The 6833-nt window shown below is 63.2% G+C and carries 7 protein-coding genes; 4 read left to right on the top strand and 3 right to left on the bottom strand.

The window, feature by feature from the left end; genetic code table 11:
- The 4 genes from AB4Z11_RS18365 to pcp all read left to right on the top strand — a co-directional run.
- Positions 1-1807 (top strand): TonB-dependent receptor (locus tag AB4Z11_RS18365; protein ID WP_442026715.1); only part of this gene is annotated, 1807 nt, incomplete at its 5' end.
- A gap of 124 nt (positions 1808-1931) precedes the next feature.
- On the top strand, positions 1932-2609 hold the full coding sequence (locus AB4Z11_RS18360; protein WP_442026714.1) for a DUF969 domain-containing protein: 678 nt from the start codon (positions 1932-1934) through the stop codon (positions 2607-2609).
- Positions 2606-3562, top strand: coding sequence for a DUF979 domain-containing protein (locus tag AB4Z11_RS18355; protein ID WP_442026713.1), 957 nt, complete (start codon positions 2606-2608; stop codon positions 3560-3562). Before AB4Z11_RS18360 ends, AB4Z11_RS18355 begins: the two co-directional genes overlap by 4 nt.
- A complete protein-coding gene (pcp, locus tag AB4Z11_RS18350; protein ID WP_442026711.1) occupies positions 3559-4203 on the top strand; it encodes a pyroglutamyl-peptidase I in 645 nt (214 codons plus the stop codon). Before AB4Z11_RS18355 ends, pcp begins: the two co-directional genes overlap by 4 nt.
- On the opposite strand, the gene AB4Z11_RS18345 is transcribed toward pcp, so the two are convergent.
- From AB4Z11_RS18345 to AB4Z11_RS18335, 3 genes are all read right to left on the bottom strand, one after another.
- Positions 4200-5102, bottom strand: a complete 903-nt coding sequence (locus tag AB4Z11_RS18345; protein WP_442026710.1) for a LysR family transcriptional regulator — start codon at positions 5100-5102, stop codon at positions 4200-4202. The two genes, pcp and AB4Z11_RS18345, sit on opposite strands and share 4 nt — an antisense overlap.
- Positions 5103-5110: 8 nt before the next feature.
- Positions 5111-6019 (bottom strand): pseudouridine-5'-phosphate glycosidase, encoded by a 909-nt coding sequence (locus AB4Z11_RS18340; protein WP_442026709.1) that lies wholly within the window; start codon positions 6017-6019, stop codon positions 5111-5113.
- A 3-nt stretch (positions 6020-6022) separates the two neighbouring features.
- A partial coding sequence (locus AB4Z11_RS18335) for a PfkB family carbohydrate kinase (protein WP_442026707.1) occupies positions 6023-6833 on the bottom strand: 811 nt, incomplete at its 5' end.

The following is a 6833-nucleotide window of genomic DNA, read 5'->3' as shown; positions in this document are numbered from 1 at the left end:
GCGTGGCCCGCAAGGTACCCTGTTCGGCCGTAACTCGCCGGCCGGTGTGATCAAGTTCGACTCCGCCAAGCCGACCTTCGGCAAGACCGATGGCTACTTCAACATCGGCGCCGGCAAGGATGGCGTGCGCAACTACGAAGGCGCCATCAACTTCCCGATGGACGACACCGTGGCGATGCGCCTGTCGGTGCAATCCCAGCACCGTGACGACCGCGTGCACAATCCGCGTCCGAACGCCATCACTACCGACTTCGAAGGCTACAAGGATAACGCAGCCCGCTTCCAGTTCCTGGTCAAGCCGAATGCCGACTTCAGCGCGCTGTTCAACGTCCACGGCCGCAATATGGACGGCAACGCGACCCTGTTTCGCGCCAACATCCTGAAGAAGGGCACCAATGACCTGGTCGACGATTTCGACTACGGTTCCTACCCGACCGACGGCGGCAACAGCCAGCACCTGACCAACACCGGCGCCAATATGCGCCTGAAGTGGAACGTGGGTGACTACACCCTGCACTCGATCACCGGCTATGAGTCCCTGAAGTTCTACAGCCGCGGCGACGTCGATGGCGGCTATGGCGCGGTCTACGCTCCGCCAATGGGTCCAGGCTTCATCCCGTTCGTGGTTGAAACCGCCGACCTGATCCCGGACCACAACCAGTGGAGCCAGGAGTTCCGCGCCGAGTCCAACTACAAGGGGCCGCTGCAGTGGATCGCCGGTCTGTTCTACTTCAAGGAACATATCCAGATCGACTCGATCTCATTTGACTCCCTGACTCCGGGCAATCCGCAGAACAAGGATTACTCGACCCAGGTGCAGGATGCGCGTTCGTGGGCGGCCTTCGGTACCGTGAACTACACTGTCTCCGACAAGCTGAAGCTGCGCGGCGGTATCCGCTACACCAACGATAAGAAGGACTTCGTGGCACGCCGTATTCAGACCAACGGCTCTTCCTACCTGCCGCTGCATGATACTTCCAACAACGTCAGCGGTGACCTGAGCGGCACCTACACCCTGAACCCGGACACCAACCTGTTTGCGCGTATCGCAACCGGCTACCGTGCGCCGTCCATGCAGGGCCGCCTGTTCGACCTGACCTCGGTGCCGTCGCAAGCCGCCGCCGAAAAGGTGCTGTCGTATGAAGCCGGTGTGAAAGAGGACCTGTGGAACCGACGTGCGCGCGTGTCCGCAACCGTCTTCCACTATCGCGTCAAGGACAAGCAGTTGACCGCGGGTTCCGGCACCATCAACCAGAACCAGCTGATCAACGCCGACAAGGTCATCGGCCAGGGTGTGGAACTGGACTTCCAGGCCAACATCACCGAAAGCTGGAACTTCACCTTCGGCTCCAGCTACAACTACACCAAGATCGAAGACCCGACGCTGTTCGCGCAGCCTTGCGGCGGCGGCTGCACCGTGCTGGACCCGACCAAGGTCCTGCAGGGCACCACGGTGGCTCTGATCGACGGCAATCCGCTGCCGCGTGCACCGAAGTGGCAGCATAACGCCACCCTGCGCTACAGCACCCCGATGGGCAACGGCGAGTTCTACGCCTACACCGACTGGGCATACCGCACCAGCTACAACTTCTTCCTGTACGAAGCAGCCGAGTACAAGGCGAAGYCCCTGCTGGAAGGCGGCCTGCGCGTGGGCTACAAGTGGCAGGATGGTAAGTACGAGCTGGCAGCTTACGGCCGTAACATCACCAACCGCATCCAGGCCCTGGGCGCGATCGACTTCAACAACCTGACTGGTATCGTGAACGAGCCGCGCACCTACGGTGTGCAGCTGAAGGCAAACTTCTGATCGCCTGACCGGTCCTGAAAAAAACGCTCGCCAGATCGCGGGCGTTTTTTTTAACCCAAGGCGTAACCCCAGTGGCAGGCACAAAGTGCCTGCCACTAGTTTCATCCGGTTGTAATATAAGCAGATGCACCCAAATCTCTGGCCCTTACTTGGCGTCGCCGTGATCGTTCTCGGTTTCCTGCTGCGCCTTCATCCCGTCCTGGTTGTCGCTGCCGCCTGCTTTACGACCGGTTTTGCGGCCTTCATGCCCATCGACCACCTGCTTGCTTCGCTCGGCACGGCCTTCGTCAAGACCCGCAACCTGCCCATGATCTATTTGCTGCCGCTGGCGGCAATCGGACTGCTGGAGCGCTTCGGCTTGCGCGAGTATGCGCAGTCTGCGATCTCGAAGGTGCGCTCGGCGACAGCGGGGCGCCTGCTGATCGTCTACCTCGCCATCCGCGAATTGAGCGCCGCGCTGGGACTGACCTCGCTGGGTGGACACCCGTCGATGGTGCGGCCGCTGGTCGCGCCGATGGCGGAGGGGGCGGCCGAGCAGCGCCACCCGGATCTGACGGAAGAGCAGCGCTTCCGCGTGCGCGCCATGGCGGCGGCCACGGACAATGTCGGCCTGTTCTTCGGTGAAGACATCTTCGTGGCTTTTGGCGCCATCGTGCTGATGCAGACCATTCTGCGCGCCGAGGGCATTGAAGTCGATCCGCTGCGCATGGCGATGTGGGGCATTCYGACGGCGATCAGCGCCTTCATCATCCACGCCTGGCGCTTGCACCGGCTGGACGCTTACCTCGCGAGGCCGCGATGATTATTCGCGTCGAATACTTCTACTGGCTGCTCGGCGTGATGCTGGCGCTGGTGTCGGTGATGTCCGCCATGGACCGCACGAATCCGCGCCGCTGGACCACGTCGCTGTTCTGGGCGCTGTACGCGATCATCTACATTGCCGGCGACCTGCTGCCGCCCGTGGTTGCGGGCGCCATGATGGTGGTGATGGCGCTGCTGGCCGGCTTTGGCGGCGTCCGCAGCGGCAAGCCGGACACGCTGCCGGAGGATCAGCGCCGCGCCAGCGCAGCGCGCCTCGGCGGCAAGCTGATTCTGCCCGCATTGATCATCCCGGCCGTGACCATGATCGGCTCCACGCTGCTGAAAGGCGTGCAGATCGATGGCGCTTTTCTGCTCGACCAGAAGAATCTGACGCTGGCCTCTTTAGGCTGCGCGGCAATCGTCGCCGTCGCCGTGGCTTGCTGGCTGACGCGCGCCTCGCCGCTACAGGCCGGCCGCGAGTCGCGCCGCCTGGTGGATGCAATGAGCTGGGCGCTCGTGCTGCCGCATATGCTGGCGGTGCTTGGCCTGCTGTTCACGGAGGCGGGCGTCGGCAAGGCGGTCGCCCACATTACCACCTCGTATATCGGACTGGAATCACCGTTCGTTGCGGTGGCCGTGTACTGCATCGGCCTGGCCCTGTTCACCATCGTGATGGGTAATGGCTTTGCCGCTTTCCCTGTGATGGCGGGCGGCGTTGGCATTCCGGTGCTGGTGCACCAGTTCGGCGCCAATCCCGCCGTGATGGCTGCCATCGGCATGTTCAGCGCCTACTGCGGTACGCTGATGACACCCATGGCCGCGAACTTTAATATCATTCCCACCGCACTGCTCGACCTGCCGGACCGCCATGCCGTCATCAAGGCGCAAATCCCGACCGCGCTGGCGCTGCTGCTGGTGAATATCTTCCTGTTGTATTTCCTGATGAAGTCATGAAGACCGTATTGCTTACCGGCTTTGAGCCGTTCAACAAAGAGACGATCAACCCCGCCTGGGAAGCCGTGCGCGCGCTGGAAGGCTGGCGCGAGAAGGACTTCGCGGTACAGATCCGCCAGCTCCCCTGCGTGTTCGGTGCGGCCATCGATACCATGCGCGCCGCCATCGCTGAAGTGCATCCCGTGCTGGTGATCGCTGTCGGCCAGGCGGGCGGCCGCGTGGACATGAGCATCGAGCGCGTTGCCATCAACGTCGACGATGCGCCAATCAAGGACAACCGCCAGCAGCAGCTGGTCGATCAGCCCATCGTAGCGGACGGCCCGGCAGCTTACTTTTCCACGCTGCCGATCAAGGCCATCGTGCGCGAGCTGCGCGCGGCGGGGCTGCCTGCTTCAGTTTCGCAGACGGCTGGCACCTTCGTGTGCAACCACGTGTTCTATGGCTTGATGCACGCRCTGGCCGGACGCAAGGACGTGAAAGCAGGCTTCATCCATATCCCATACCTGCCGGAGCAGGCGGCAGCGCATCCCGGTGCGGCCAGCATGTCGCTGAACAGCATGATCGAAGGCCTGCGCGTCGCCGTACGCGCGGCGCTCGCGACTGATGCGGACATTGCCGCCGCCGGCGGCGCGACGCATTAATCGCGGGCTGGCGGGCGCAGGATGTTGAGGAAGGCGCGCACCACGGGCGCGTCGTCCAGCGTGGTGTAGGTGATGTAGAGGTTGGCCGACGGTGGATTGCGCAGCGGCAGGAAGACCACGCCTGGCCAGCCGATGCGGCTGGTCGTTTCCGGCATCAGCGTCACGCCCAGGCCTGCACCGACCATGGCCAGCAGGGTTTGCGGTTCATTCGCTTCCTGGAAGATGGTGGGCTGGAAGCCGGCCTTCACGCAGCACTGGATCAGGTAGCGCGGGAAGGACGATTTATCCAGCGCCAGGGTCAGCATCGGCTCGTCGGCGATGTCTTTCAGCTCGATCGATTCCTGTTTGGCCAGCGGATGATGCTCATTGACCGCCACGCAGATATTCTCGCGGAAGCACAGCTCCTGGCGCATATTGTCGCGCTTCAGTTCATCCTCTTCCAGCTTCGGTTCGCGCCAGAAGCCCACATCGATCTGCTTGGCACGCAGGGCGTCGTACTGCACGGTGGGGCCGAGTTCATGGATGGTCCAGGTCACGCGCGGGTATTTGCTCTGGAATTCTTCGAGCATGCTGGGAATCGGTCCCCACATCGCGGAGCCCACGATGCCCACGCGCAGGCGGCCCACTTCGCCGCGGTCGATCTGGCGCACGGTGTCAATCGTCATGCGCATCTTGCCCAGCAGCTCGGAGGCCTCCTGCATCAGCGCCTTGCCTGCCACCGTCAGTTCGAAGGTGCGGGTAGTGCGCGCAAACAGTTTCACGCCCAGTTCCGCCTCCAGCTTCATGATCTGCTGGCTGAGCGGCGGTTGCGAAATATGCAGGCGTTCGGCGGCGCGGCTGAAGCTTTTCTCTTCAGCGACGGCGAGGAAGTATCGGAGCTGTTTGAGATCGATCGACATAGGTTTGATCAGCTAATCAGGGCACGTGCCAGTTCGGCGCCCACACGCGCATTGTTTTTGACAAGCGCGATATTCGTCATCAGGCTACGGCCTTCGGTCAGGGCCTTGATGCGCGCCAGCAGGAAAGGCGTCACTTTCTTGCCGGTGATGCCGTTTTCTTCCGCTTCCTGCAAGGCCTGCACGGTGATGCGGTCGATTTCCTCCTTCGGCATGGCATCGGCTTGCGGCACCGGCGCGGCAATCACCGCGCCGCCTTTCAAGCCCAGCTGCCATTTGGTGCGCAGGAAGGCTGCCTGGTCGGCGGCGCTGTCCAGCTGGAAGTCTGCATTGAAGCCGCTCTCGCGCGTGAAGAAAGCGGGGAAGCCTTGCTGCCCCACGCTGACGACCGGCACGCCCTGCGTTTCCAGATATTCCAGTGTAAGGCCGATATCGAGGATGGACTTCACACCCGCACACACCACGGCCACATTGGTCTGGGCCAGTTCCTGCAGGTCGGCCGAAATATCCATGCTGGTTTCCGCGCCGCGGTGCACGCCGCCGATACCGCCGGTGACGAACACGTGGATGCCCGCCAGCTGCGCGCAGATCATGGTGGCGGCCACGGTGGTGGCGCCCAGCTTGAACTGGGACAGCACATAGGCCAGGTCGCGGCGGCTCACCTTCAGCGCATCCGGCGAATTACCCAGCAACTCAAGCTGTTCGTCGGTCAGGCCGATGCAGATCTTGCCGCCGATGATGGCGATGGTGGCCGGCACGGCGCCGTGGTCGCGCACGATCTGTTCGACTTCGCGCGCGGTCTGCACATTCTGCGGATACGGCATGCCGTGMGAGATGATGGTCGATTCCAGCGCCACAACTGGCTTGCCGGCTGCGCGCGCATTGGCGACTTCGGGAGAGAAGGAGAGATATTGCTGCATGATTCAGTCCCTTTCGAGAGGAGTGTGCGCGCCCAGCTTTTCAGCGGACAGCGCGGGCGATACGGTATGCGGGCTTTCCAGCGTGAGCGCCGCTGCCAGCAGGCCGCGTTCGCAGGCCAGGTGCAGATCGCTCGATTCCTGTACCAGCGACCAGCAGACGGCGGCCGAGAAGGCATCACCGGCGCCGGTGACGTCCACCACTTTTGCATCGTGCGCCGCCAGCCAGTGCAGGCCTTCCGGCATGGTGTGGTAGACGCCTTGCGCGCCGCAGGTGACGATCACGTCTTCAGCACCATCGGCACGCACTTCGCGGCAGGCTTCCTGCACATCGGCTTCGGTCGGCAGCGAACGGCCCACACGCGTTTCCAGTTCGCCGCGGTTCAATATTAAGAGCTTCAGGCCACGCAAGTCGCGCGGCAGGCGCGCCATCTTTGGCTGCGATACCGCCACGATCACCAGCGGCACGCCGCTCTCGCGCGCCTCGGCCAGCAGCAGGGCGATGGAATCGTGCGGCAGGTTCAAGTCGGCCACCACCATGGCGGCAGCATTGCGCAGCGGCTGGCGAGAGGACAGCACGGCCGGCGTCAGCATGTCGTACAGCGCCATGTCGGCCAGCGCGACCACCAGCTCGCCGCGCGCATCCAGGACGGCGGTGTAGGTGCCGCTGCCCATGCCGTTCAGCTGCAGGGTGCCTGCCATGTCGATGCCCGATTCCTCGGCCTGCGAGCGCAGGGCGCGGCCGGACGAATCGTCGCCGAGGGCGGTAATCATGGAGCAGGGCAGGGCCAGGCGGGCCAGGTTTTCAGCAATATTG

This window comes from Pseudoduganella sp. RAF53_2 (genome assembly GCF_052113985.1).
In the GTDB taxonomy this organism is placed as follows: domain Bacteria; phylum Pseudomonadota; class Gammaproteobacteria; order Burkholderiales; family Burkholderiaceae_D; genus Rugamonas.
The sequence above is the reverse complement of the archived record's forward strand: the minus strand, read 5'-3'. Positions and strand labels throughout refer to the sequence as shown.

Excerpts from the sequence above, each read along its gene's own strand:
- AB4Z11_RS18355 (WP_442026713.1), top strand. The coding sequence starts at position 2,606 with ATGATTATTCGCGTCGAATACTTCTACTGGCTGCTCGGCGTGATGCTG.
- AB4Z11_RS18345 (WP_442026710.1), bottom strand. The coding sequence starts at position 5,102 with ATGTCGATCGATCTCAAACAGCTCCGATACTTCCTCGCCGTCGCTGAA.